At 59.9% G+C, this 26,356-nt stretch carries 21 protein-coding genes and 1 pseudogene; 9 read left to right on the forward strand and 13 right to left on the reverse strand.

The features are described 5' to 3' along the window. Positions 1–69 precede the first annotated feature (69 nt). The 3 genes from R3C19_00800 to R3C19_00810 are packed head-to-tail and all read left to right on the forward strand — an operon-like array spanning position 70 to position 2,271. Positions 70–930, forward strand: coding sequence for an ABC-2 family transporter protein (locus tag R3C19_00800; GenBank protein MEZ6058880.1), 861 nt, complete (start codon positions 70–72; stop codon positions 928–930). After that, a complete protein-coding gene (locus R3C19_00805; protein ID MEZ6058881.1) occupies positions 923–1,609 on the forward strand; it encodes an MFS transporter in 687 nt (228 codons plus the stop codon). The genes R3C19_00800 and R3C19_00805 overlap by 8 nt, the downstream gene beginning before the upstream one ends. Next, the gene (locus tag R3C19_00810) at positions 1,597–2,271 is read left to right on the forward strand and encodes an MFS transporter (GenBank protein MEZ6058882.1); all 675 of its coding nucleotides are present in this window, start codon (positions 1,597–1,599) and stop codon (positions 2,269–2,271) included. The genes R3C19_00805 and R3C19_00810 overlap by 13 nt, the downstream gene beginning before the upstream one ends. Before the next feature lie 6 nt (positions 2,272–2,277). On the opposite strand, the gene R3C19_00815 is transcribed toward R3C19_00810, so the two are convergent. The 4 genes and pseudogenes from R3C19_00815 to R3C19_00830 form a co-directional block, all read right to left on the reverse strand. After that, positions 2,278–2,934, reverse strand: coding sequence for a hypothetical protein (locus tag R3C19_00815; protein ID MEZ6058883.1), 657 nt, complete (start codon positions 2,932–2,934; stop codon positions 2,278–2,280). A gap of 415 nt (positions 2,935–3,349) precedes the next feature. Further along, on the reverse strand, positions 3,350–4,444 hold the full coding sequence (locus R3C19_00820) for a GTP-binding protein (protein ID MEZ6058884.1): 1,095 nt from the start codon (positions 4,442–4,444) through the stop codon (positions 3,350–3,352). A 44-nt stretch (positions 4,445–4,488) separates the two neighbouring features. After that, positions 4,489–4,851 carry a metalloregulator ArsR/SmtB family transcription factor gene (locus tag R3C19_00825; GenBank protein MEZ6058885.1) on the reverse strand — a complete coding sequence of 121 codons (363 nt, stop codon included), beginning with the start codon at positions 4,849–4,851 and terminating at the stop codon, positions 4,489–4,491. Between the two features lie 469 nt (positions 4,852–5,320). Further along, positions 5,321–5,563, reverse strand: a pseudogene (locus tag R3C19_00830) (transposase). A 128-nt stretch (positions 5,564–5,691) separates the two neighbouring features. Between R3C19_00830 and R3C19_00835 the strand changes: the two are divergent. Both R3C19_00835 and R3C19_00840 read left to right on the forward strand, forming a co-directional pair. After that, the gene (locus R3C19_00835) at positions 5,692–6,090 is read left to right on the forward strand and encodes a hypothetical protein (GenBank protein ID MEZ6058886.1); all 399 of its coding nucleotides are present in this window, start codon (positions 5,692–5,694) and stop codon (positions 6,088–6,090) included. A gap of 722 nt (positions 6,091–6,812) precedes the next feature. Then, positions 6,813–7,643, forward strand: coding sequence for an HDOD domain-containing protein (locus R3C19_00840; GenBank protein ID MEZ6058887.1), 831 nt, complete (start codon positions 6,813–6,815; stop codon positions 7,641–7,643). A gap of 54 nt (positions 7,644–7,697) precedes the next feature. On the opposite strand, the gene R3C19_00845 is transcribed toward R3C19_00840, so the two are convergent. Together R3C19_00845 and R3C19_00850 are read right to left on the reverse strand one after the other, a co-directional pair. Further along, complete coding sequence (locus tag R3C19_00845; protein MEZ6058888.1) at positions 7,698–8,987, reverse strand: enolase C-terminal domain-like protein; 1,290 nt, start codon at positions 8,985–8,987, stop codon at positions 7,698–7,700. A gap of 111 nt (positions 8,988–9,098) precedes the next feature. Further along, positions 9,099–10,343, reverse strand: a complete 1,245-nt coding sequence (locus R3C19_00850; protein MEZ6058889.1) for a PQQ-binding-like beta-propeller repeat protein — start codon at positions 10,341–10,343, stop codon at positions 9,099–9,101. 339 nt (positions 10,344–10,682) lie between these two features. On the opposite strand from R3C19_00850, the gene R3C19_00855 reads away from it, so the two are divergent. The 4 genes from R3C19_00855 (at position 10,683) to R3C19_00870 (ending at position 17,544) form a co-directional block, all read left to right on the forward strand. After that, the gene (locus R3C19_00855; protein ID MEZ6058890.1) at positions 10,683–11,012 is read left to right on the forward strand and encodes an HU family DNA-binding protein; all 330 of its coding nucleotides are present in this window, start codon (positions 10,683–10,685) and stop codon (positions 11,010–11,012) included. A gap of 863 nt (positions 11,013–11,875) precedes the next feature. Next, complete coding sequence (locus R3C19_00860; GenBank protein ID MEZ6058891.1) at positions 11,876–12,766, forward strand: ATP-binding protein; 891 nt, start codon at positions 11,876–11,878, stop codon at positions 12,764–12,766. Further along, positions 12,763–16,530 carry a PAS domain-containing protein gene (locus R3C19_00865; GenBank protein MEZ6058892.1) on the forward strand — a complete coding sequence of 1,256 codons (3,768 nt, stop codon included), beginning with the start codon at positions 12,763–12,765 and terminating at the stop codon, positions 16,528–16,530. Before R3C19_00860 ends, R3C19_00865 begins: the two co-directional genes overlap by 4 nt. 90 nt (positions 16,531–16,620) lie before the next feature. Continuing rightward, positions 16,621–17,544 (forward strand): response regulator, encoded by a 924-nt coding sequence (locus tag R3C19_00870; GenBank protein ID MEZ6058893.1) that lies wholly within the window; start codon positions 16,621–16,623, stop codon positions 17,542–17,544. A gap of 64 nt (positions 17,545–17,608) precedes the next feature. Here R3C19_00870 and R3C19_00875 read toward each other — a convergent pair whose 3' ends face one another. The 7 genes from R3C19_00875 to R3C19_00905 all read right to left on the reverse strand — a co-directional run bounded on the left by R3C19_00875 (position 17,609) and on the right by R3C19_00905 (position 26,230). Further along, on the reverse strand, positions 17,609–19,045 hold the full coding sequence (locus tag R3C19_00875) for an SLC13 family permease (protein MEZ6058894.1): 1,437 nt from the start codon (positions 19,043–19,045) through the stop codon (positions 17,609–17,611). 360 nt (positions 19,046–19,405) lie between these two features. Further along, entirely contained in the window at positions 19,406–20,686 is a 1,281-nt protein-coding gene (locus R3C19_00880; GenBank protein ID MEZ6058895.1) for an MFS transporter, read from the reverse strand. Then, positions 20,687–21,598 (reverse strand): dihydrodipicolinate synthase family protein, encoded by a 912-nt coding sequence (locus R3C19_00885; GenBank protein ID MEZ6058896.1) that lies wholly within the window; start codon positions 21,596–21,598, stop codon positions 20,687–20,689. It lies immediately after the preceding gene. A 76-nt stretch (positions 21,599–21,674) separates the two neighbouring features. Continuing rightward, positions 21,675–23,063, reverse strand: coding sequence for an alkaline ceramidase (locus R3C19_00890; protein ID MEZ6058897.1), 1,389 nt, complete (start codon positions 23,061–23,063; stop codon positions 21,675–21,677). Between the two features lie 3 nt (positions 23,064–23,066). Beyond that, entirely contained in the window at positions 23,067–24,245 is a 1,179-nt protein-coding gene (locus R3C19_00895; protein ID MEZ6058898.1) for an enolase C-terminal domain-like protein, read from the reverse strand. Beyond that, positions 24,242–24,439 carry a hypothetical protein gene (locus tag R3C19_00900; GenBank protein MEZ6058899.1) on the reverse strand — a complete coding sequence of 66 codons (198 nt, stop codon included), beginning with the start codon at positions 24,437–24,439 and terminating at the stop codon, positions 24,242–24,244. The genes R3C19_00895 and R3C19_00900 overlap by 4 nt, the downstream gene beginning before the upstream one ends. Before the next feature lie 282 nt (positions 24,440–24,721). After that, complete coding sequence (locus tag R3C19_00905; GenBank protein MEZ6058900.1) at positions 24,722–26,230, reverse strand: aldehyde dehydrogenase family protein; 1,509 nt, start codon at positions 26,228–26,230, stop codon at positions 24,722–24,724. Positions 26,231–26,356 lie beyond the last annotated feature (126 nt).

A 26,356-nucleotide genomic window follows, 5' to 3' on the forward strand; every position in this document is an offset into this window, starting at 1 on the left:
TTGGTTCCGACACGAGCGTCACTCTACGATCCCTCCTTCGTGACATTCTCCGCCGATAGCAGACTGGTGATGACATTGTCGCCTTCCACAACAACATCCACTTCCCTGTTCGACGGCCTGTTGTGGCGTGGGCGAGTCAAGTGGGTGATCCTGAAAACGGCGATGGAAGAACGGCTGGTCTACCGCGGCGACTTCGCGTTTTCGACGCTGGTCCGGTTCCTGCCCATCGTTACGCAGATCTTTCTGTGGAACGCGATCTTCGCAGGTGACACGTCGCGACGGCTGAACAACTACACCTATCCGGACATGGTGGCCTACTATCTGCTGGTGATGGTGGCACGAGCGTTTTCGAGCATGCCGGGACTGGCGACCGGCATCGCGGAATCGGTCCGCAACGGGTCCGTTCGCAAATATCTGATCCAGCCGGTCGACATGCTGGACTATCTGTTCTGGCACCGGATCGCTCACAAGCTGGTCTACTACGTCATCGCCGTGCTGCCGTTCGCGCTGGTGTTCTGGCTGTGCCGCGGCTACCTGCCGGCATGGCCCGGCGCGAACGTGATGGCCGCGTTTGTGTCGTCGCTGGTGATGGCGTTTCTGATCGGGTTTCTGATCGAAGCACTGATCGGACTGATCTCATTCTGGTTTCTGGAAGTCAGTTCCCTGATCTTTATCTACATGATGATGAACTACTTTCTTTCGGGGCACATGATTCCTCTGGAGTGGATCGGCGAATGGATTCCGTGGGTCTTCTACCTGCCGTTCAAATATCTCGCTTACACGCCGGCCGCGATCCTGCTGGGACATATTCCCGCGGAATCGCTGCCCGGAGAACTGGCTGTTCAGGCTGTCTGGGTGGTGGTTCTGCTGATTGCCAACCGAATTGCATTTGACCGCGGAGTCCGGCAGTACGGAGCATTCGGTGGATAGCGAACTCCCGCAGGAATCAGCTTCCGCCGGATTGGCGACGGATACCGCGCACCCGCGCCGGCGCGAAAGGCAGCATGGTCCCGTCGATCAGGTGCAATCGCCGGCGACGCACGGGCCTGCGCAGCCACTGGACCGGATGACTCACCCGGTGTTTGTATTTTCGTATCTGGCCAACCTGTCACTGGTCACGGCTAACGCGGCGACGTTTATCTTCGCGGACTGGGTCGCGTGGATCGCCCGGCATGAAAACTCGCAGGCCGTGTATCACGAAGAACTTCCCGGCCGCGTGGTTCAGTTCGGGCTGATCGCAGCGATCACCGCAAGGCTGTTTCTGGGTCAGGCGATCGACCGGTTTGGAGTCCGGCGAGTCTGGGTAGTGATGAGCCTGCTGAACGTTGCCGGCTGTCTGACGTTTGCCACGCTGCAGTCGACCGGTCCGATGCTGTACACGGGAAGAATTCTGTTCGCAACTGGACTTGCGGGCATGTTCACCTGTGCCACATTTCACATTCAATCGTGCGTGGCCGAACTGCGGCGAACGGAATTCATCGCGCTGCTGGGCAGCAGCGGGTTTGTCGGCATGATGCTGGGGCCGCAACTGGCTGATCTGCTTCGCTGGCTTTCCAGGGGCAGGACGCACTGTTCTTTTCCGCCGTATTCTGGACGGTGTTCGGTCTGAATTGCGGCTATGTCGTTCTGCTGCTGCTGGCCACAAAGGGACACGCCTTGCCGGCCAGGCAGCCGCGGCCGTCGCTGGTGACGCTGATGAAACGCTACTGGCCGGGATTGGTGACGGTGGTTTCAATGGCGATGGGCCTGACGTTCACCGTTGTTTCGCTTTACCTTGTGAGATTCAACAGACACGCGGGCATCGGCGGCATCGCAACGTTCTGGACAATCTACGCGGTGGCCGCGTTTTCGTTCCGCATCAAGACAGCGGGGCTGAGCCGACGAATCGGCCGCTATCGACTGATCTTCTACGGATTGCTGCTGCAGGGGCTGGGCTTGTGGGCACTGGTCCCGGTGACTCAAACCTGGCATCTTGCCTTCGCGGCGGCCAGTTGCGGACTCGGACACGCGCTGTTGTTTCCGTCGATCGTGTCGCTCGGTTCCGGAGCTTTTCCGCCGGAATATCGCGGCAGCGGAACCAACCTGACGCTGGGCTTTCTGGACCTTGGCTCCGCCATTTCCGCGCCGCTGATGGGACGAATCATTGACCTGCCAATTTTCGACGGCGCTGGTTTTCGCCAGATGTTTTTCATCGCCGGCAGCCTGACGCTGTCGATGGCTGGCACCTGGCTCATCGTCAACCGCGGCCGCCACGACGCCGAAAGCGCGTAAGAGCAGCTATTGCATGCGCGGCGATGGACGGAAATCCGGGAAGTATCCGCCGGGTTCACCGACATCGATTTCCACGCGGTCCTTGCCGTCTGCGGAAACCGCAATGATACGAGGAATCACAGCACCGCCCGAGGGATCCGGTGGATTGTGGTAGAATAGGATGGTTTTGCCGTCAGGACTCCACTTCGGCCAAAGCGCCACGCCGGGTTCGTTGGTGATTTGTCGAGGCTCTGAGCCATCGACGTTGATGGTCCAGATGTCAATGTTCGTGAGAGACAAACGTTCCTTATCACGGACGAGTGAGAACACCAGTTGTTTGTTATCAGGGGACCATGTTGGATACATCGCGATGCTGCCGAATTCCGTGAGTTTTCGAGCGTTCGTACCGTCTGGATCTGAGACGAAGACTTCGGTTTCGACAAACTTCCGATCGAAATTAGTCAGACTCAAAATCACCGCGGGTGGGTTATCAGACGTCACAAGCCCCGTAATCGCGACCTTCGTTCCGTCGGGAGACCACGACAGGTCGGAAGCGCTATGAATCTCGGTGGCAAATGGCCGAAGATTCTCTCCATCGGCATCCATTAGCCAGATGCGCTGATCACCATCGAGTTCTGAAATGAACGCGATCCATTTGCCATCCGGCGACCATCTCGGACGCATGTCGGTTGCCGGTCGGTTCGTAAGTCGAGCGACTTTTCCCGTGACAACGGACGCGACATGGATGTCCCACTGCTCTCCAACCTTCGCATGGAACGCGAAAGAATCTCCGGTCGGTGACCAACCAGGCGCCTCCGCGTATTTGAAACCCGCAGACATCAATTGGATGCGATTCGCCGAATACCGGTAGATGCCGACGTGGTCACCTTGTCTCGCCGTAAACAGGAATTCCGCCGTTGCTGCAGGCGGTGCCGCTGGCACTTGCGTTTCTGCGGTCGCCAACACGCACCACAAAACCAGGAATGTCTGACTGTGTGCCACCTGATTGCCTCGTGGGGGTTCGTGAGCGGTTGTTTATTCATCCAACGATCGACAGCTGGCGGTTTCAGCTTCGATAGCCATCCGGAATCCGCGCCGGTTACGAATTGATGCGGTGAGTCGGAACCGGGCGACCGGGACGGAAGCTCTGCAGGGAAACGATTCGGTGTCGCAGGTCCATTGCGTCGCAGGCCGCGGCCAGCTCGTCTCGAACGATGGCTTCCAGTTCGGCCGGGTCCGTGGCGACTCGCGCGTTGACGACAACATTCGCCGCTGAAGTCTTCGCCGACGACGGCAGCGACATTTCCGGACCGCTGGCGTTGCTGACCAGATTGGCCACAGCATACGCCCCATCGCACAGACCGATCACCTTCAGATGCGCGGCTTCCGAATCGGAGGCGACCAGGCGAGCATGTAGGCGGCCGATCAGATCCGAAAGCAGGTCGTCCAGCGAAAATTCTCCGGAACCGTCGACGGCAACCTGACTGTTCAGCCAGCCCAGTTCCGCTTCGCCTTCGGCATACACATCGTAGTCAACCTCCATCACCCGCTGACCGAACGACCCGCGCTGTTCCAACATGGCGATCAGCGAATCCATCCCTTCGCCACTTCGGGCCGAACACCGCAGGACAGGACGACCGGGGTATTCGGCTTCGATCAGCGACTGCAGTTCGTCGACGTGCTGCGGCGCGAGTTCGTCGATGCGATTGATCACGACGAAATCGGCTTCTTCAATCTGCTTGCGGAAAATGTAGTTAGCCTTCGGCGAGAATCCGCTGCCCGCGTCTCCCTTCAGAATTCGACGCCCGTGACTGGGTTTCAGGATGACACCGTACGGAGCGATATCCAGCGGCACTCCGTAGACTTCGGTCAACGGCCGAATGACGGTGGCGACCAGGTCCGTGCAGCTTCCGACAGGCTCCGCCAGAATAACGTCCGGAAGTTCACCGGTTCCCAGACCTTCGACCGTGTCGGTCAGAGCATCAAAGTTGCAGCAGAAACACGATCCGGCCACTTCACCGACGTCAAAACCCTGCGACCGCAGATTGTGGGTGTCGACCAGATCCGTGGTCTGGTCGTTGGTAACGATACCCACCTTCAGACCATGCTGCATGTAGTGCCGTGCCAGCCGGGCGATCGTCGTGGTCTTCCCGGCACCCAGAAATCCACCGAGCATAATGTAAACGGGTTTCATTGATTGACCTTCAATCGTGTTATGAATCTTTTGCCGGCAGCGTGCTAATTGCCGTCCGGCATTTCCAGTCGGCAGCACCCCAGGTCCAGAAATTTGCCAGCCTTGCCCGTCGACTGCAGCAGATCCGGATGCAGCCGGTAGTACATGAACCGCCCGTCTCGTCGCACTGCAACAAGGTCGGCATACTTCATGACTTTCAGATGATGCGAAACGGTTACGACTTCAGCCGCCAGCAGTGCCGCAATGTCGCTCACGGTCATCTCACCGGAACGCAGCGCAGCGATGATCCTTAGCCGGTGCGGATCGCCGAGCGCTTTCAGACGCGCGGCGCAAAAATCCGCTTGAAAGACATCCGGAGACGAATCGACCTGCGACAAAGCGGCGTTCTCCCTGCGAGCATTCGGCACAACATCCCAATGTTCTTAAGAATGTTACCGCCCCTGGATTGCCTCGTCAAAGCAGACAACCCGGCGGCTTCGCGAGGAATCGCGACAGCGTCGAAGAAGCTCTCAACAGCTGCGCTCCGGCCATCGGGATGAACGCGAGTTTCCGTTCCGTTAAGACTGCGCTAAGGCCTGCGGCCGATGAGAACACACCCTCCCGTTGAAACGGGAGCGACGGTCTTGAAATGGTTCAAGGGTTTGTTGAGAGAAACGTTTTGAAATGCTGAGACTCGATAGTGAATCGAGTCGGGGTCTTCCGGGGTGTGGATTTTCTGAGGCATGGCGCCGGTGTTCGATGGATTTTGGGGTAGTGACGTTGATATTGTCAGAGAGTTCGATGAAACAGACGGAAGCTCTGCGGGGACGCAACTTCCTGAGGGATAGTCGAATCGCCGGTGTGTCGACGGATGCATCGAGCACGCGTGGTGGCCGGTTACGTTTGCGTGCCGGTCACCACCTTTTCACTGATTCTCCAGGGCTGACCTGTTCGGACCATGGTGTTGAGGATCGTGAGCAGTTTTCGCATGCAGGCCACCAGTGCAACTTTCTTTGCTTTGCCGCGATCCAGAAGGCGTTTGTAGAACGTCTGGATGGCGGGGTTACTCCGCGTTGCCACCAGGGCAGCCATATAAAGTACTCGTCGGACATTTCTGCGGCCTCCGAAGACGGAACGCTGTTTGTCCTGTTTCCCCATTCTGACGATCGTGCCCGCCGACAGTTCGAAATCTGACGACGATTGAATACCGAGGTTCGGCAGGTCACCAGCAGTGTCGACGTTGTGACGACCCCGACTCCGGGAACGCTTTGAATGATCTCAATGGCGGGATTCGTTTCGGCTTGGCGGTTCAGAAATTCGCGGATCTTCTGTTCGATCATATCCTGTTGTTTTTTCAGCATTTTGATAACGCTGTCGATCGACCTGCGGCTGGTCTTGTCCCATGCCTGCCGGCGACGGTTTCTCTGATTGATCAGATGCAGCAGTTGCTCGCGGCGACGCACCAGCGCTTCGTGAGCCTCCTGAGCTTCTGTTTTGGGAAGCGTGGGCATGAGATCGACGGTTTCGCCGAATGTCCGCAGCAGCCTTGCATCAATCGGATCGGTCTTCTCCAGCAGGCCGAGTCCCTTGCCGAACTGTCGCACCTGGGGGATTGGCAACGCGACGATGCCGGCGTTCTGCAGTGCCCTGACAGAGTTCGTTCGTAGTCACCGGTCGCTTCGCAACGACGAAGGTCGTCTCGGGCGACTCAATTTCTTCGACGATGTGTTTGACGACGGCAGCCGTTGAATTGATCACCTCCGATTTCAACTTTCCCTGAGAATCACAGACGTCGAGCTTGTCCTTGCCACGTCCACACCAATCACACGAGTTGCCGGTTTTGAGCTTATCATTGTCCCATCCTAGTGAATACAGCTGGTCACACTCGACCGCTCAGCGACGGTTCGGGTTCGAAAAATAAAAGCCATGCGATCACGCTCCCGCACGATGTCGATGCACCAAGGGTCGATTATCGTCTGCATGGCCGCCTGATTCCGGCTCGAGACCAGTACCAGACTCATCAACCGTCAACAGAATTTCACCGGTATTTTCACCTGACTGAAGATACTAGGGTCAGTTTGGTCGCCGACTCGATTCACTATCGAGTCTCAGCATTTCAAAACGTTTCTCTCAACAAACCCTTGAACCATTTCAAGACCGTCGCTCCCGTTTCGACGGGAGGGTGAACCAGTCGCTGCTCTGCATTGGTCAATTCTCATCTGCCGATCGCCGAACGCACCGAGAATGCTCACAGTCGCGCTTCCTTACGGACGGGAATACCCGAAACGAACGACTGAATCCGTTTCCGGCTTCACTGCGCGGGACGTGTGTTCGATGAACCTGAAATGTTGGAAACCGTCGAGAGGGGAATCGCATCAGGTTGGGCTCAATGATACAGAACCAGACAGATTTTGTGCAGGCGGCGGGTGAGGTTGCTCCGCTTCCCCCGTCGGTCGTCAGGCTGCTGAGCCTGTTTGCCGACCCTGATTATGAGATGCGCGACGTGGTCCGCGCCGTTGAGCTGGATTCGAGTCTCTGTTTCAAACTCATGCGGCTGGCGAATTCAGCGGCGCACAGCGGTACGATTCGAACAACCGGCGAAGCAGTCGTGCGGCTTGGCAGTGAGACTGTGCAGTCACTGTCGATGGCGGAGGTCGCCCGGCCGGATCAGAACATCGACCTGACTCCGTTCGGACTCACGCCGGACAGCTATTGGAGGCACTGCATTGCCGTCGTCTCGTTTGCCGATGCACTCTACTCCGAGCGACGATCTCGGATTGGCAGCGGGCTTTCCGTCACCGCCATCCTGCATGACTTTGGAAAGCTGGTGCTGGCCGGGAATCTGCAGCCGGAAGATGCACAACGATTGAAGCTAAGAGACCAGGCACAGTCGCCCGTGGCCGCGGAGAATGAGATTTTCGGAATCAATCATGCCGAACTCACCGGGCTTGTGGCCGAGTCGTGGGCATTGCCATCTGATCTCGCTGCGGCAATGCGATCGCACCACGATCCGGACGCCGCCGCCAGTCCCATTTGTCATGCACTAAATCTTGCCAACCAGCTTGCGTGGCAACTGGACGAACGGATGTCTGACCTGCAGCGTGAATCGGACAGCCGGGAAGCTTCGCTGGCCGCGCTGAACTACGCCGACACCGACTGGGAACGGCTGTTTCGAGCGGGAGAAATCCGCTACCACGCGACGCTGGAATTCTACGGCTGATTCCACAACGTCCGTTGTTGATACTGCGGACTCCACCGAAGAAAGGCTGTTGCGTCAGGCCGGCTTCACATCGAAGCCGAAGCCGGGCCTGTCCGGCGGTCTCATGTAGATCCCTTCCTGCCCGCGAGTAATTCCGTTCTCTTCCTCGAAGCGATCATAGACCTCTTTGGGGCCGCCGGGCCACGGCAGGAACATTTCGCACCATGGTGTGTTGTCGTTGGTCAGGACGAAATGGGCGGCGCCGCCGCGCCAGCCGCCGTGAGGAATCACGGGCGTCTGATGGGCTCGCGCGAGCGCGTCGATCCACCGCAGTTCTGTCAGCCCGCCGCACCAGTTCATGTCCGGCTGCCAGATGTCGGCGGCATTGTGGCGAGCCAGCAGTTCGAACCCGTAACGCGTGTATTCGTGTTCGCCGGTCGCCATCCGCGTGGAACTGACCTGGGCGTTCAGCCGTCCCATGCCTTCATAGTCGTCCGGCATCAGGCATTCTTCCATCCAGTAAACGCGGTAAGGTTTCAGCCGCGCGGCCAGTTGTTCCGTGTACGATTCGGTCAGTGCCATCCAGCAGTCGAGCATGATTTCGCCGTCGGGCCCGAGAAGCTCGCGCGTGCGCCGGACAAGTTCTTCGTTTTTGTCCAGTCCTGCTTCGCCGTCCGCCGGTCCGTGAGGCAGCGCGAGTTTGATCTTCCGGTAACCGAATTCCAGGGCCTGTTCGATGTTATTGCCGGTGCAATAGCCCGGCACGCGGTCTCGATCCGTTCCCCCCAGCAGTTGATGCACCGGCTTGTGCAGAGCCTTGCCGACGATGTCCCAAAGTGCGTTGTCGACACCGCTGATCGCATGCACGGCGATCCCCTTCCGGCCATAGTACAGCGTCCCGCGCCACATGATGTCCCACAGCCGTTCGACCTGAAACGGGTCTTCGCCGATCAGCAGCTTCGGAAAATGCCGGTCGACGATGTACGCTCCGCCCGGTCCGCCGAGTCCGAACCCGGTGATGCCCTTGTCGGTTTCGATCACGACACCATCAGGGCCGAGATCGTCCGCGAAGAACAGCGACCGTCTGGGCTTGAAGCGGGGATAGATCGACATCGGGTTGGCAATTTCGACGCCGGATGTGTTCCACGATCCTTCCGCCGGTTCATACGTCGGCGGTGGATTCGAAGGAACCAGCTTTGCTGCCCGAATGGCTGTGATTTTCAGACCGCTGGCTTCATCCTGAAACGGCAGGTGAGCGGGCCTGGGAAACCGGTCCGCAACTTCCTGCGATTGCGCTTCAACCTGACTGCCGAAACTGACAAGCCCGGCCGCGGCAGCGGTCTTGACAAAAGTACGACGACGCATGGCTGACCTTTCGTGACGAACAGAGACAGGACTCGCGGATGACATCCGCGGCGCGTCCGGGCGCTGATACCGGAGCCTATCAATGCTGCCGCGCAACGGCCACTGCGACGCCTAGTCAGGCTTCCCTACCAGCAGACACTTCAATTCGCGATCATCGCGAACATACAGTCTCCCGTTGCTCAGCGCCGGCAACCGATAGCCTCGGGGAGTCGGCTGAAGAACCTGGCTGCGGTGCGATTCCCGGTAGGCCGATTCGTCGGCCGCGAACCGGATCAGTTCACCGGCGACATTCAGAAACAGCAATTCATCGTTGACGCGAATCAGGCTGCCATAGTCAAAACCGTCCTGCGACCACATGACTTTCTGCGCGGCCGGATTGATACACTTCAGCGACGCGCGGCCGATGTCCTGCCTTCCGTCCACGGCAAACAGCACATTTTTGTATCGGATTGGTGTCGCGTATTGAGTCGCCAGCAGCGTCTCGCCGCTGCCTGTCGGCGTGCCTTTGGTGGCGGAAATTCCGGCCCAGACACTGCCGACGCGATAGCTGGACGACAGAAACAGATGGTCATCCATCACGACCGGTGTCGCACCATTCACGGTTGGTCCGCGGGCACCGAACGGAAAGCTGAACCGGACGGTTCCGTCTTCGGGATTCAGCGACACGGCATTCAGTCGAGTCACGACAATCGCGTGCCGGGTTCCGTCCACTTCCGCGATCACGGGGGACGAATAGCTGGCGGCGTCCGAAAAGCTGTGCCACAGCGTTTCACCATCTTGGAGAGAAAACGCCACAACAGCCGCGTCGTCTCGCCCGCCGACATTCACGATCACGCGATCACCGTCAACGACCGGCGTGCTGCCGGCTCCGAAGTATCCTTCCGGCGCGGAGAAATCACTCCAGGTATCGCGGTGCCAGATTTCGTTTCCGGTCTGCAGATCCAGGCAGCGCAGGTTTCCCGTGACACCAAACACAACCACGCGATCGCCTGTCATGATCGGGACACAGCGCGGACCGTTGTCGCTGGACAGGCCGGATTCGTAACGGCAACCGAATTCGGCGGACCAGACCTGGTCTCCGGTGACCGCATCGCGCGCTTCAGCGATCTCGCTGTCGTCCCTCCGGTGAAACAACACCAGAATGCCGTCGCGAACGGCGACTCCCGCAAAGCCTTCGCCTGTTTGTGCAGCCCAGACGGTCTGCGGACCGGCCGAAGGCCACGCATCCAGCAGTTTTTCGTCGACGGCGATTCCGTCGCGATTCGGACCAAGTATCTGCGGCCAGTCACCGGCACCGGCCAACCCGCCGGGCACCACAAACGCCAGAATTCCGTAAGCCAGTCGTGAAGTTATCATCGCCGAATCCGCTGGATGAAAAACCGTGCTGCCGCCGGAAGCGTAGCGTTCGTTTCCCTGAATGAAAACAGCGATCGATCGCCATGAGTCCGGCACGGATCCTGCCGCGGCGGAGTTCGCGAATCGGCACGAATCCGACGTCAAGCGACTCTTCGCGATGGCCGCCAATGGCCGAATCTGACACTGCATCGGCATTTCGCAGCGGCCACTTGCCGGGAGCGGATCCGGTCGGCTGAGAAAAGTGGTGCAGTCTTGTGTCGCCTGCGCGTTGACAGCGGATGGTCCGGTCAATAGGTTCCCGCCTTCCGTTTCCCATCACATCCGACGAGAACAAATCACATGGCAAAGCAGAACGCGGCCGAATCGGCCAAGGCAATGACGAAGACGGAGATTCTGGCCGCCCTGGCCGAAGGCACCGGACTGAGCAAGAGCGACGTCGCCGGAGTGCTCGACAAGCTGGGTGAACTGATCGGCAAGAACATCGGCAAACGTGGCCCCGGCGTCTTCAACGTACCCGGACTGATGAAGGTCAAGGTCATCCGCAAGCCCGCGACGAAGGCTCGCAAGGGCATCAATCCATTCACGAAAGAAGAAACCATCTTCAAAGCCAAGCCCGCTCGCAACGTCGTCAAAATTCTGCCGCTGAAGGGCCTGAAGGACATGGTCTGATGCAGTCGCGGCTGCTCCCTTTGTGTCAGCCGCCGGATCTTTGGCCGGATGGCTGACGCCCCTGAACACGACGAAGGAAAGGGGACTGGCTCCAAGCGCAAGTTGACGGCAGGACTGCCTGTTCGCCACTGACGCTCGGTGCCAGTCCCCTTTCTGCGTTTTCCGTTCCGCGTCTGTTGTGCGGAAACACGAGCAGACCATTCGGACAGAACAGTCCGAACTCGTTGTCGACCCGATGGAAGTCGCAGTGGCTGAGCACTGCCGCCAGCCGGATGACGAAAGTACCGGGCCACATCTCGTTCCGCGTGCGACTGCCACGGGGTGACGTCCAGGCTCATCGGAGCCGGCGGTTGCACTTCCGGTTCGATGTGATCGCTGAGGACATTGGCTGCGGTTTTCGGTAAGCTCACCGACGGACTCTGTTCGGCATGGTCTCAGGATCCCTGCCAGTTGCGGGCAACCAGCGTCAGCGGCGTTCAATGCGCCCAACGGGGCGCCCGTTCGTCCGGCAGCTCTCCCGCCATGCCCTGCGATCCACTGGTCTGAGGAAACGCCTTTCCGGACCGCCGGTTTCGGGAAAGCTGTTCACGGTGAGTCAGGTTTTCAGAACAATCATCGGCAGCCGCTTCAACCTCCCGCGCAGCAGCAGCGTCGCTGTCGAAAGGCTGTTCAGGCGAATCGACAAGGGGAGAGCGGCGGCACGGCCGGCGTTTCCCGCGTATGATTCCCTGAACGAAAATCATGTGGCGACGCTGCCACATCGCGGGACGATGACTATTCGGAAGCGCGGTCGATTGGCAGCTCGCATTGTTCTGAGGTGAAGAGTCGCCGGAAGAGTGCCCGGCAAACCCCTGGAGTCAAGTGTGACGTCGATACTCGTCGTTGATGATTCCGCCACGGAGCGAGTTCGCATCGCCGGGCTGCTGTCGTGTCATCCGGACTATCAGGTGACCGCGGTGTCGACGGGAAGTGCAGCGATCAGAACCGTCGTCGAATCACCGGTCGACCTGGTTCTGACCGACATGCAGATGTCGGACATCAACGGACTGGAACTGGTCAGCCGGCTCCGTTCGGAACAGTCGGACGTGCCCGTGATTCTGATGGCCGCGGAGGGCAGCGAAGAACTGGCGGTAAAGGCCATTCGCGCAGGAGCCTCCAGCTATGTCAACAAATCCGCCGCGCCGCATGTGCTTCGCGAAGTCGTGGAACGCGTCCTGGCGGCTCGCGCGGAAAAGCTGTCACACGCCGCGGTGCTTCGCCACATGCGGGCCGACGAATACGAATTCAGCCTTGGCAACAGCCGGTCACTGATGTCGTCGACGGCCGCTTTTCTGCGGCGTGCGATTCAGGCGGTCAACCTGTGTCCCGAAAAGGAACTGCTGCGGGTCGGGATCGCCATGGAGGAAGCGCTGCTGAATGCCTGTCTGCATGGTAATCTGGAACTGGATTCCCGGCTGCGTGAGGGTGACGGCGTGGCGTTTGAACGGCTGGCCCGGTATCGACTGGAGCGTGATCCCTGGCGATCGCGGCAGGTCCGGGTGTTTGCTGCGATTTCGCCGCGACAGGCGTCCATCACCGTGGAAGACGAAGGTCCGGGATTTGACCCGAACGATCTGCCGGACCCGACCGATCCGGAAAACCTGCTGAAACCCCATGGTCGCGGAATTCTGATGATGCGCCTGTTTCTCGACGATGTCCGGTGGAACGAACGCGGCAACAAAGTCACCATGATCAAGAACGCAGAAATGTCATGATGTCGTCCCCCGGCCAATCTCCGGAAGAAGCGCTTCGGCAGACCCAGGCAGATTACCACGCGCTGGTCGACAGTCTGCCGGTGTGCCTGCTGAGAAAGGACCTGAGCGGGCGACCGATCTTCGCCAACGCGACTTATCTGAAGTTTCACGGAATCTCGGCGGAAGAACTGTTCGAAGGACGCGCCGGCAATCTGTTCGATGCGTCGCGGCACAAACGATTCGCCGAAGAAGATCAGCGGGTCGTGACCGACGGAACGGTGCTGGAAGACGTGATTCCACACGTCGGCCCTGACGGGGCTTCGCGATGGCTGGAACGAGTCAAGGGACCGCTGAAGGACGCCGACGGCCGGATTATCGGCATCCAGGTGATGTTCTGGGACGTCACGGAACGCGTGAAGGCGGAGGAAGCGCGTCAGCACGAAAGCGCGTTGCTGCAGGCTCTGCTGAAACACATTCCGGACGCGATCTATTTCAAGAACTCGCGCAGTGAGTTCATCCGCATCAGCGAAAGCCTGGCCAGAGCCTTCCAGCTGAATGACGTCAGCGAAGCCGTGGGCCGCACAGACGCCGACTTTTTCACGGCTGAACACGCCGACGCGGCTCGCGCGGACGAACTGGAAATCCTCCGCACCGGCCGGCCGATCATCGGACGCATCGAAAAGGAAACGTGGCCCGATCGCGAAGACACCTGGGTGTCCACAACCAAGCTGCCGCTGCGCGACGGCGATAATAACATCATCGGCACTTTTGGGCTGTCGCGGGATATCACCGACGTCATCCGAACCGAAGAAGCCCTGGCTCGCGAACGCGACCGGATGCAGACACTGATCAATCACCTGCCGGACGTCATTTTGATCAAGGACACGGACGGCCGGTTTCTGATGGTCAATCCCGCTCTGTATCAGCTTTACGGAGCGAAGTCGGCCGATGAACTGATCGGAAAAACGGATTACGATTTTGTCCCCGAAGAGGTCGCCGCCAACTTTGCCGCAGACGACCAGCGGGTCATGGCGTCCGGTCAGCCGCTGCTGGATCGCGAAGAATGCAACGTGGATCCGGACGGAAATCCGCTGTGGATGCTGACCAGCAAGATTCCGCTGCGCGATGCCGATGACAGGATCGTCGGGCTTGTCGGCATCGGTCGCAACATCACCAAACAGATGCAGGCTCAGCAGGAAGCCACGCGTCAGGCCATGGAAGCCGGCCTGCTGCACCAGGCAACGTCCCTGGCGCGCGACACGGATTCGCTGACGGTGGCGCTTCAGGGTTGCCTGGACATCGTCTGCGAACTGACCGGCTGGGCCGTCGGCCATGTGTATCTGCCGACCGAAGGCGGACTGCTGCAGGAACTGACTCCGACAGTGATCTGGCATCCGGTCAACATGGATTCCATGTCGGAATTTCGAGCGGTGACGGAAGGCATCCACATTCGACGCGGCGAAGGCCTGCCGGGGCTGATCTGGGACACCGGCGAACCGCAATGGGTCGCCGACATTGAATCCGACCTGCCGGTTTCGTCACCGCGGTCAGCCGCGTTTCGCAAAGCGGGAATTCGCAGCGCCGTCGGATTTCCGGTGTTCATCGGCAATGATCTGGTGGCCGTGCTGGAGTTCTTCGCCTTCGAACGCCAGCCTCGCGACGAAAAACTGATGCTGGTCTTTCAAAGTGTGGGCGAACAGGTCGGACGCGTCATTGAACGCCGCCGCAATGAAGCCACGCTGCGAGTCGCTCGCGACGCCGCCGACGCTGCCAACCGCGCCAAGAGTGATTTTCTGGCCAATGTCAGCCACGAAATTCGCACGCCCATGAACGGCATCATCGGCATGACCGAATTGCTGATGGACACCGATCCCACGCCGCTGCAGCGGGAATATCTGCAGATGGTGCAGGCTTCCGGCGACGCGCTGCTGCAACTGATCAACGATATTCTGGATTTCTCCAAAATCGAATCCGGAAAGATGGAACTCGATTCCACGCCGTTCGATCTGCAGGAACTGCTGGGCGACACCATGAAGTCGCTGGGGCTGCGGGCTCATAAGAAAGGACTGGAACTGGCGTATTCCATCGCCGCCGGCGTTCCCGACTATATCACCGGCGACCCGACACGACTGCGGCAGATTGTTGTCAACCTGGTCGGCAACGCGATCAAGTTCACTCATACGGGCGAAGTCGTGCTGCGCGTGACGATCGAAAAATCCGACGGGCAGGATGTCTGGCTGCTGTTCAGCGTGGCGGACACCGGCATCGGTATTCCGCCGGACAAAATCGACGACATCTTCGTCGCCTTTCAACAGGCGGACACGTCGACAACCCGAAGCTATGGCGGCACCGGTCTGGGACTTGCGATTTCCAGCCGGCTGGTCAGCATGATGGACGGCACTCTGCGCTGTGAAAGTGAAGTTGGTGCCGGCAGCACGTTTTCGTTCACGGCACACTTCGAAATCGCAAGTGACCGCATGAGGCCGCTGAAGGGCGACCCGCAGGCAGTCAGCAACACGCGTGTGCTGATCGTCGACGACAACGCAACGAACCGCCGCATCCTGTTTGAAATGTGCGTTAACTGGGGCATGAGTCCCATCGTCGCCACCGGCGCCAGGGAAGCTCTCCGGCTGCTGCGGCAGGGAGTCCACAGCCATCAGCCGTTCCGACTGCTGCTGTCCGATGTCAATATGCCGGAAGTCGACGGATTCATGCTGTGCGAACAGGTTCGTGCTGATGAAGATCTGAAGGCCGTGCACATTATTATGCTGACGTCCAGCGGCCGCCCCGGCGATTCCGCGCGGCGCCGCGACCTGCACATTGACGCCAACCTGCTGAAGCCGGTCAAACAATCCGAAGTGTTCAATGCCATCGTTTCCGTACTGGGCGTCAGTGACACCGACGACGATACCGGTTTTCGCGGTCGCGATACCGGCCGCCAGCAGGTCGTGGAACTGAATGTGCTGCTGGCGGAAGACAACATCGTCAACCAGAAACTGGCGATCGGAGTGCTGAACAAGCTGGGCCACACTGTCACCGTCGCCGGCAACGGAGCCGAAGCTGTGGAAGCCGCACGCTCCGGTGATTTTGACGTGATCCTGATGGACGTCCAGATGCCCGTGATGGACGGCTTCGACGCGACTCGCGCCATTCGACAGTATCAGGAAGAATCCGGACTCTCCATTCCCATCCTGGCCATGACCGCGCACGCGATGAAAGGAGATCGCGAACGCTGTCTGGAATCCGGTATGGACGAGTATCTCTCGAAGCCCATCCGCGCCAGGCAACTGGATGACATGCTGCGACGTGTCGTCTTTCCGCTGACACTGCAGCGACAGCATCGAGCCGAAAACGCACCCGTCATGAATCCGGCGCAGACGCAGGCAGCTTCCAAGACAGCCGATTCAACAGCAAGCCCGGACGACACGGCGCCGATCACGGAACTTGTCGACTGGGATTCCGCTCTGGCCAGCGTGGGCGGCGACAGAGAACTGCTGGCGTCGGTGATGGATGCATTCCTGAACGAACGCGAAAAACTGATCGATCAGATCAACAAATCGATCGCGGACGACGATCCCGCCGGTCTGATGCGCGCCGGCCACACTATCAAGGGAGCCCTGCTTTCCATCGGTGCCGGCATTCCGGCCGAGCCCGCGATGCGGCTGGAACAGATCGGCAGCTCAGGCACGACTGAGCATGCCCGCGAGATCGCCGATCAGCTTTCCGGACAACTGCACCAACTTGTGCGGCAGATCAGGCCGTTCGTCGAACGTCAGGGACAGTGAATCCGGCTCGACCGTCCCGTCGCTAAGCCGCGGCCCGTCACATACCTCACGAAATTCTCATCACTCATCACAGACAATGAAGGTGGCAGCATGCTGACGATTATCGTCGTCGACGACGCACTGACCGACCGTACACTGATCAGCGGCATGCTGTCCAGGGCATTCGACTGCGAAATTCAAACGGCCGAGAACGGCCGGGTCGCCATGGAGATGATCACGGAGCACCGGCCGGATCTGGTGCTGACGGACATCCACATGCCGGAAATGAACGGCATGGAACTTCTGAACGCCATTCGCGATGAATTTCCGATGGTTCCCGTCGTGCTGATGACGGCTCAGGGCAGCGAGGAAATGGCGGCCACGGCCATGCGAGCCGGTGCCACCAGCTACGTTCCGAAGCGTCGGCTGGCTCAGGATCTGATCAGTACCGTGCTGCGAATTCTGCATGGATCCAGCGAAGGATTCATCCCGCCGCAACTGATGCATCATCTGGAAACGGCGGAAATGTCATTCACGCTGCACAATGACCCCAACCTGATTCCATCCGTGGTCTCGTTCCTTCAGCGCATGCTTCGATGCCTGCCGCTGGGTAATGAAACCGAACGTCTGCGCGTCGGGCTGGCGGTCGAAGCAGCGCTGCTGAACGCGCTGTATCACGGCAATCTGGAGATCGGCGGCGGGAATGGTCGCGTCGACGACGAACGCCGCGCGGAACTGCTGCGGGAACGCTGCTATCAGGAACCCTACCGCGATCGACGAATTCACCTGACCGCGAAAATCAACCGCGATCGGGCCGAGTTCGTTATTCGGGACGGCGGCAACGGCTTCGATACCTCACGCATCGATCCCGACATCACCGTCATCGGAGCGGATCCGACTTCGGGACGCGGTCTGGCTCTGATGCAGACCATCATGGACAGCATGACCTTCAATGAAAAAGGCAACCAGGTCACGCTGGTCCGCAATCGTTACGTTGAACCGGCCGAGAACGCCCATCACGCGCCCGCGCGCTGACCGACGACCTGGTATCGTCCAGGTTCCGAGACGCAATGCGGGCGATGCTTCCCGTCGGCGAAGCTCACACGGCGATCAGCACATAAGCCACCGCCAGCAGGATCTGCATCGCCGCGAAAGGAACCGCGGTTTTCACGAAGTCCAGAAACGTCAGTCCCAGCTTCTGACGGTTGATAATCGTCATCGCCACAACCGTCGATGCACTGCCGATCGGTGTGATGTTGCCGCCCAGATTGGCTCCGAAAATCACGCACCACCAATAGGGCGAATCGGACGGTGTCGGCGGCTGCATGTTTCCCAGAATCTGAGCCAGCATCGCGGCCAGCGGGATGTTGTCCGTCACCGAACTGGCTGCCGCCGAACTGACCAGCAGCACCGACGAATCCAGAGGTCTGGGCCACTTCAGCAGATAGGCAATGCCGTCGCCGATAACGGCCAGCACGCGAGCATGCTCCATGACGTGAATCACGACAAACAGCGCCGCGAAAAACGCCAGCAGGTCCCAGTCGACGGCCGAATAGAACTTGTTCACTTCGTGCTTGTAGGCCAGCAGCACCACCCCGGCGAAAAACAGAGCGACGAAACCCATTCCCAGCTCGTTCAATCCGAACGGCAGCGCTGACTGACCAGCCAGAGCTGCGATGAAACCCGCGAGTGCCGCGATGGAAAACGCGAAGAATCGCGAGCTGGGGACGCTTTCGGACGGATCAAAGCTGCTGACAAGCTGGCGAGCCTCGTCGCGTTCTTCATCGGTTCGCAGTCCGCGAACACCGAACCGCCAGCGGGCCATTCCCAGAGTCGCAATCGTTGCGACGGCAACGTACGGCGCAGCGACCAGAAAAAACTTCACGAAGCTGATGCCGGCTTCCTTGCCGACGATGATGTTGGGAACACTGCTGATCAGTGTCAGCAGACCGCCAACATTCGTCAGCAGTCCTTCCGTCAGCAGAAACCCCAGCATCAGTTCCGGCCTTCCCAGCTTCTTCAGCGAAACCGTCGTCAGCGACCCGATAATAATCATTGCCGTGACATTGTTCAGCACGGCGGAAAACAGCACCGTCAGCAGTCCGTAGAAGATCAGCAGCTTCCACGGATCGCCGCCGGATTTCCGCGTGAGCATGATCGCCATCCAGGAAAACACGCCTGAACGGCTGGTGACTTCGACAAACAGACTGGCTCCCAGAATGATGGTGATCACGCCCCAGTCGATCGACGGGATATACACGGGAAGCTGCGTCGTATCGCCGCCGGGCAGAATCGTTTCACCGAAATGCAGCAGGTGCAGCAGCGTCGCCAGAATCAAACACAGCCCTGCGAAGGTTCCGACGATAATCGACTTCTTCGCGTGCAGTTTTTCTTCCAGAGCCAGAGCGGCGATCATCAACACCAGCAGCAGCCCAAACAGCAGAGTCACCCAGCCTGGCACGGCATGTTCAGCGGTCTGTGCGGTTTCCTGAAATGCCAGCAGTCGGGTATCGGCGACAATGTCCGGCAATTGCATGAGTCTTCCTGTCGTTCGAAGTTATATCCGTAGCGTCGTCGAAAACTTGAGTTGAGTTTCAGGCCGATCCGCTTCGAAGCGAATGCCGCCGGTTGTTGCGCAGAAAACCGGAATTCACATCCGGCGGCGGTAAAGACGCAGTTTCATTCGCTGCCGGAGCCGCATCGACAAGCGCTGTTGAACGCAGCTCCGCCGTCGTCGCAGGCATCATTCTTCCGCAACGATTTCCGCCGCACCGGATGCGGTCGACAACTCACGTCGTGATGTCCGCTTGACCGGGATCCTTCAAGGTCGGTCGTGAAGGGTACATTCCGGGGCGAACCGCGGCCAACCGGATCGGTGCCTGCCGGCGATGTGCATTTACGATTGGCGCGGATCGACGAACAGCCAGCACACAGCTCCCGTCAAATAAACACCGGCGAACATTAGCAGCACCAGGTCCCAGTTCGCCGTCCAGTCGAACAGCCAGGCCACCAGCACAGGACACGCCGCGGCCGCAAGGTTTCCGCACATGTTCATCAGGCCGAAAACCTGCGGCACGTGCCGGCCTCCGATGTCAATCGTCGCGGCATACGCGCACGGACCGGCGAGCGCCGCGAACAATGCTCCGGCCGCCAGCAGCGCAACGGCAAGGTTGACGTCCTTCACAAACCAGGCGGCAAGGATCAGACCTGCGCATGCGGCGATGGCTGCCGCGCCGACGCCGCTGCGGCTCAATCGCACACTTCCGCTGCGGCGCCAGACCCAGTCCGTCAGCATTCCGCCAAGAATGCTGCCCACCAGAGTTCCCGTCAGGACCAGTCCCTGCTGGTAGCCGGATTCCGCGGTCGAAACGCCTCGTGTTTCCTGAAGAAACGTGGGAAACCAGCTCGCAAAAAACATATATCCCGCGGCGCGACACGCTTGCTGACCGCACAGCAGCCAGATCACAGGACGCGTCAGCAGCGCCGTCCAGTGGCCGGTTGAATGATCTTCGAAGGTCTCGGCGGATGCCGGATCAGAACGACCGGATTCGGATTGGCCTGACGCGATCAGCTTGCGTTCCGCATCATTCACCCGGGGATCCTGTTCCGGCCGATCCCGAAATCGAATGTAGAATCCCATGGCCCACAGAATTCCCGGTGCGGCGAATGCGGCGAACACCCATCGCCAGCCGAACGGAGCGATCAGTCGTCCGGTCAGCGCAGCGGCCGCGATCGCACCGACCTGCATTCCGGCCGCCAGTAGTCCGCAGGCCAGCGATCGCTGCGAAAACGGCATCCAGTAGCCGACCGAATTGCACGACGCCGGAAAGATGCCTGCCTGCGCGAATCCCATTACCAGCTGTGCCACAATCAGCAGCCAGAACGCCGGAGCCGCCGCGATTCCAAAGGTCGCCATCGACCAGGCTAGCGCAAACACAGTCAGTGAAATCCGTGTGCCGAGTCGCTGAGCAAACCAGCCGCCGGGGATCTGCAGCAGTGCGTAGGTCCAGAAAAATGATCCCATGAACCAGCCGGACTGCCGCAGCGTCAGTCCCAGAGCGTCGCGAATCGTGCTTTCCGCCGTACCAACCGCATTTCGACACAGATAGGCCAGCGCCGCGGCGACGGTCAGCCAGGCCATCGTTCGATAGCGGACGGTTGTGGGCCGGTCGTTCATTCAAAGCACCGCCTGCAGTCGTTCGAACAGCCGATCGACTTCGGCCCGGGTTTCTTCGTCAAGTTCCCAGCCAACCGGCTGCACCTGCAGCGTATTTTGAAACAGCCCGCGTTTCTTCATCAGGTATTTTTCGATCGCCAGAAAACCGTCCAGGCCACCCTGAATCTGCAGCGCGACGATTGCACAGACCGGCAGCGAAAGCTGATAGACTCGTTCCTCATCGCCGGCCCGCAAAGCGTTCCACAGAGCGACAATCGCGTCCAGCAGATCCATTCCGGGAATCGTGCCGGTGATTCCGCGACGGTAGCAGTCGACCAGATTCATGCCGCCGGAACCTTCGAAGATGCGAGCTTCGCCGTTTGTCGCGTCGCGCAGCTTCGAAAGGTTTGGTCCCAGAGGACTGGCTTCCGGCTTGAAGAAAATCCGATCGGCGCCGAATCGTTTCAGCAGATCCAGGTAGACGCTCAAATCGATACCGCCTCCGACGTAATTCGACGCGTCCTGCACGATCAGCGGAATGGACACGCTGTCGGCAATGGCAGCGAAGTAGTCTGCCGCGGCGGCGCTGCCGAGTCTGGTGGCGACCGGAGGAATCGCCATCACCGCGCTGGCGTCCAGCGCGGCGGCGTGGCGAGCGAACTCAACCGCCGCAGCGGTACTTTCCGCGCCGACGCTGATCACCGTAAAGCCGCGACCGCTGACCGCCGAACAGACGTGTTCGGCAAGCTGCATTCTTCCGTGACAGCCCAGCCGAAGAATTTCGCTGACCATCGCCACCACGATTCCGTCGGCCCCTGTGTCGAACGCCCAGTCGATCTCACGCCGCAGAGTATCGACATCAATCGCGCCTTCGTCGGTCAGCGGCGTGTGCAGCACCGGCAAAACTCCGTGCGGCAGATTCGATGTTGTCATGGGCGTTGAGTTCCTGTCTGCGGCCCGCGGCGGAATTCTCATCGGCCGCCGACGAACCGGTGGCAGTCGCCGACCATCAACCCAGCACGCTGCTGACGGCATCGGTCATGGCGGCCTGCGTCAGTTCCAGGCTGCCGCGATCGAAAGGGGTCTGCCACACAGGATAAACCTCCGTGTCGTAGAGTTCTGCCGGCGGCAAATATCCGATTGAGCCGTTGATCAGATTCATGCACAAGACGGTGTGATCGGAATACTTCCGTCGAAGTTCCCGCTGCAGAATCGAATACGGTTCGCAGCAGCTTCCCACCAGCACGGCGTCGCCGATTCTCCACGCGTGAATAGCCAGGCTGTACGTGGTTCCGTCTCCGATACCTCGACGAATATCCCGTTTTCGCCGAAGACGTTCTTCCAATGCCCGGTCGGAACACTGCGATCGCTGCTCTTCAAGTTCTTCCGCCGACGGCCAGTCCTTTAGAGGCAGTTCGGCCGTGCTGCGAATCGCACGAAGCTGCCCGGACAGTTCGCGGGATTCATGTTTCCACACCGCCAGAGGTGCTCCGGATTCCACCGTTTCGCGAAACGCCAGGCGAGTCCCCGCGGGTTCCATGTCATTCAGCGTCGCCAGCGCCGCGTAACCAAGCTGGCGACCGTGAGCGTCCGCGACACCGGTATCGCCGACGTACTGATACCGCGGAGCCAGCTCGCCGCAGGCGCCAAGCAGGAACAGCGCGGGAGCGTCGGTGGCCTGCTGAATCGTCTCCCGCATCGCTCCCACGTAGTCCGGTGAAATCGCGGTGTTATCCCACGCCAGCGTTGTCGGATGACATGCATAATTCACCAGCGTCGCCATCTGCTTTCCCGTTGTGTCGGTAATTCGGCCGACCAGCAGCTTGTCGTCGGCAACAGCGTCCGGATTGTAGCCGCACACGATACGATCGCTGGTCGCCACGGGATCGGGCAGATCACGAACCGTCGCCAGGCCACAGCGCCCCAGGTGCCAGTCGAGCGTCGCGTCGCACATCGACTCCGTCGCCTGTCGAACGGTGTCGACCGTGGAATCGAACAGACGCTCCATCCAGCCGCGAAGCAGATCACTTCCCGGCAGCGAATCGTCGGCATCCATCAGCGGTGGCCCGCTGTGAGTATGGCTCAGCGCAAAGATGAGATTTTCCGGCGGCAACTTCAGACCGCTCAGCAGTCGCGTGTGAAACCGCTGAAAAGTGGCCGGCGTCTTCCACCAGCCGAGATCGGCGTCGACGAAGACCAAAGGCTGCCCGCCGTCCGCCGAAGAAAGTGCCAGCGCCGTCAGAGTCAGTGGCCGATGGATGGATTCCGCAACATCATGCCGCGCGGCTCCCCAGTTCCGCGCGTAGATGCCGACCGGCGGAGTGATGTCCGCGCGAGCAACACCGATCCGGCCGCGAAAGGAAGCGTGCTGAAAAACGGGTGGCTTTGCCGCTGTCATAAATCACCAGTCCCCCGCCGCGCCGTCGCGATAGAACACCCGCTGCGGAAGTTCCTGTTCGAACGGATGCTTCCGGACTTCATCCTCGTTGATCGAAATGCCCAGCCCCGGACGCGTGCCGGGAGTCACTGTCCGTGTCGCCGGGTCAACAATAAATCCCTCATCAACGATATCCTGCCGCCACGGCACATCGCTGTGTACCGATTCGCAGATGATGTAGCTCGGCTGAGAAAACCCAAACTCCAGCGACGCAGCTGTGCTGACCGGTCCCTGTGGATTGTGCGGAGCCAGCGCGATTCGATAGGCATCCGCGACCGCGGCAATCCTGCGGGCTTCGGTAAATCCGCCGCAGTGAGTCAGGTCAAGCTGGCAGATTTCGCAGCCGCGAACCGCGAACAGGTCACGAAACGCGGCCAGATGAGTCAGCCGTTCTCCCGTGGCAATCGGCGTCGTGACAGCCGCGTTGATGGCTGCCAGACTTTCGATGTTTTCCGGCCAGCAGGGTTCTTCGAAAAAGTACAGGCCGTAGTCGTCCAGAGCCCTGGCGAACTTCATTCCCATCGCCGGTGACGGACGCGCGTGACAGTCGACCATGATGTCGATCCTGTCTCCGACCGCTTCGCGCATCGCCGCGACACACGCTTCCGCCGCGCGCACGGGAGCCAGTCCTTCCACCGGCATGGTCGGAGGAACGGCCATTGACTTGAATGCGGTAAACCCGTCGCCAACGGCCTGACGGGCGAGGTCCGCGAACTGCTTCGCGTTGTCGACCGGTGTTTCGTAAAAGCTTTCCAGCTTGCCGCCGCCAAGATGGCAATACAGTCGAATGAAATCACGAACCGGTCCGCCCCACAGCCGGTGACAGGGGACCCCGTGAATCTTGCCGACGATATCCCAAAGTGCCAGGTCGATGCCGGCGATCGCCGTTGACCGGACAACGCCGTGACCGTGCCAGAAGTGCTGCCGCCACATCATCTGCCACAGATGTTCAACCCGCACCGGATCTTCACCGACCACCAGCGACGCCAGATCCTGAATGGCCCCCACGACACCGCGAGTATGCCATTCCAGCGTCGCTTCGCCCCAACCGAACAGCCCCGGCTGATCGGTCAGCACCTTCACAAACACCCAGTTACGCATCCGGGCATGGCAAACGAGCGTTTCGATGGCTGTAATTTTCATGGGTGAGAGCAATCGCGGCGCGACTTTGAGGCAGGGTATTGGTCCAGCTTGTGCAATGCGGCGACAACCACTTTTCGCGACTGAATCTTCTTGCACAACCGCAGGTCGGCGGTCTTGCGCAGCGTGTCACCGGCAACGTCGTACGCGAACCGGTACATGCCCTCGAACATGTCGCATGCCTGATCAACCGTCATGCTGCGAAGGCGTTCCGATTCCGGCACCCGCGTCGCTTCGTCGAATCGGCGATAACCTTCCCTGTAGTTCCTGTCGATGAGCAAACGCCGGGGGCATGTATCGACTCAGAATCTCCAGCGTCGCGAATCCCCTGGTCTGCCCCCGCTCCATCAACGCCGCGCGGGCATCGGCTGGGCCATACGTACAGATTGCGTGTCGAATCGCAGACCGATCACGCCCGTCGATCGCAATTGTTCCCGCGACCGACGGGCAAGTCGTACTGTGCCGGTGACTGCGGTCGGTCAGCCGTTCAGCGGTCGAACGACAGAGATCGGGCGCAGGTAGTCGTTCAGCGTGTCCGGCGAAACGACTCCGCCGCCCATGCCGCTCTTGCCGACTCCGCCGTAGGGAACTCCGTGAACGATCACATTGTGAGCGTTGATCCAGCCGTTGCCGCTTTCGAACGCTTCGGCCACGCGGGCACACCGGGCCAGGTCCTTCGACCACACGCTGTTGCCCAGACCGTAGTCTGTGTCGTTGGCCAGTCGAATGCCTTCGTCCTCGCTGCTGAACGGAGCCAGAAACGCGACGGGGCCGAAGATCTCTTCGCGAGCCGCCACGTTGTCCAGCTTACCGGCCAACAGAGCGGGCTTCACAAAATACCCGTTTCGGCCGGGGACTTCCGCAGGTCCGCCTTCCAGAACCATTTCGGCTCCTTCGGCGACGCCCTTCTTCAGGTAGCCCAGCACTCGTTCGCGCTGTTTGGGATTCACCACCGGCCCCATCTCCGAACCTTCTTCCATCTGGTAGCCGATCTGGACCGACTTCATCCGGGTGATGCATTCATCCACGAAATCGCTGTAGATGTTCTTGTGGATCAGCCAGCGAGTCGCGTCGCAGCAGACCTGGCCGGTGTGGAACGTGATGGCCTGGACCAGCTTCTCGGCGGTTTCCTGAATGTCGACGTCGTCGAAAATAACCGCGGCGCCCTTACCGCCGAGTTCACACTTGACCGGAGTCAGGTTGCGACCGCAGGCTTCCGCGACCAGGCGGCCGACTTCCGGTGACCCGGTGAAACTCATGCGGCGGAACTTCGGATTATTGGCCACGGCGGCTCCGGCGGTTTCGCCGAATCCCGTGACGACGTTCAGAACTCCCGCGGGCAGAAGTTCCAGTTCTTCAATCATCCGGCACAGATACAGCGCGGACAGCGGCGTGTCTTCGGCCGGTTTCAACACACACGTATTTCCCGCGGCCAGTGCCGGAGCCAAGCCCCAGCCAGCCAGCAGGAACGGAAAGTTCCAGGGAATGATGAACCCGCAGGCTCCCCACGGATGCCGGGCGACCCATGCTTCGTGATGTTTCACGGCGATGACGTTGCGATAGTTGACGGCCTGTGACAGATCAGCGAAGTAGCGAAACGTGTCGATAAAGTTTTGAATATCGCCTTCCGCCTGAGCATAGATCTTGCCGCAGTCGAGCGACTCAATCTGAGCAAAGATTTCCTTCCGATTTTCAACGGCATCGGCAATGCGATGCAGAGCGGCGCTGCGTTCGTTGACCGGAAGCTTACCCCAGCCGCTGTTGTGAAACGCAGCGACGGCTGCGTCGACGGCTGCGTCGACGTCATCCTTCTGCAGACCGGTGACGGTGGCGATTTTTTCGCCGCGACCCGGGTCAACAACGTCGAACGTCTTGCCGCTCTTCGCTTCAACCCAGCGGCCTCCCACGAATGACTTATGCAGCGATGTGGACAGGAAGTCGGAGACGTCCGGATGCAGTTCGACCGAAGTTTCAAGAGTTGCGGACATGCGGCGGGTTCCTTTCGGCAGAGGTGAGACGACAGTCACGTTGGAACGAGCCGAAGATCGTACCGCTGCCCGTCGCGAAATCCAAACGTAGCCGTCGAATGCCGGACGCGGTTCGGCGAATTCGCC

The organism is Planctomycetaceae bacterium, assembly GCA_041398785.1.
Classification (GTDB): Bacteria; Planctomycetota; Planctomycetia; order Planctomycetales; family Planctomycetaceae; genus JAWKUA01.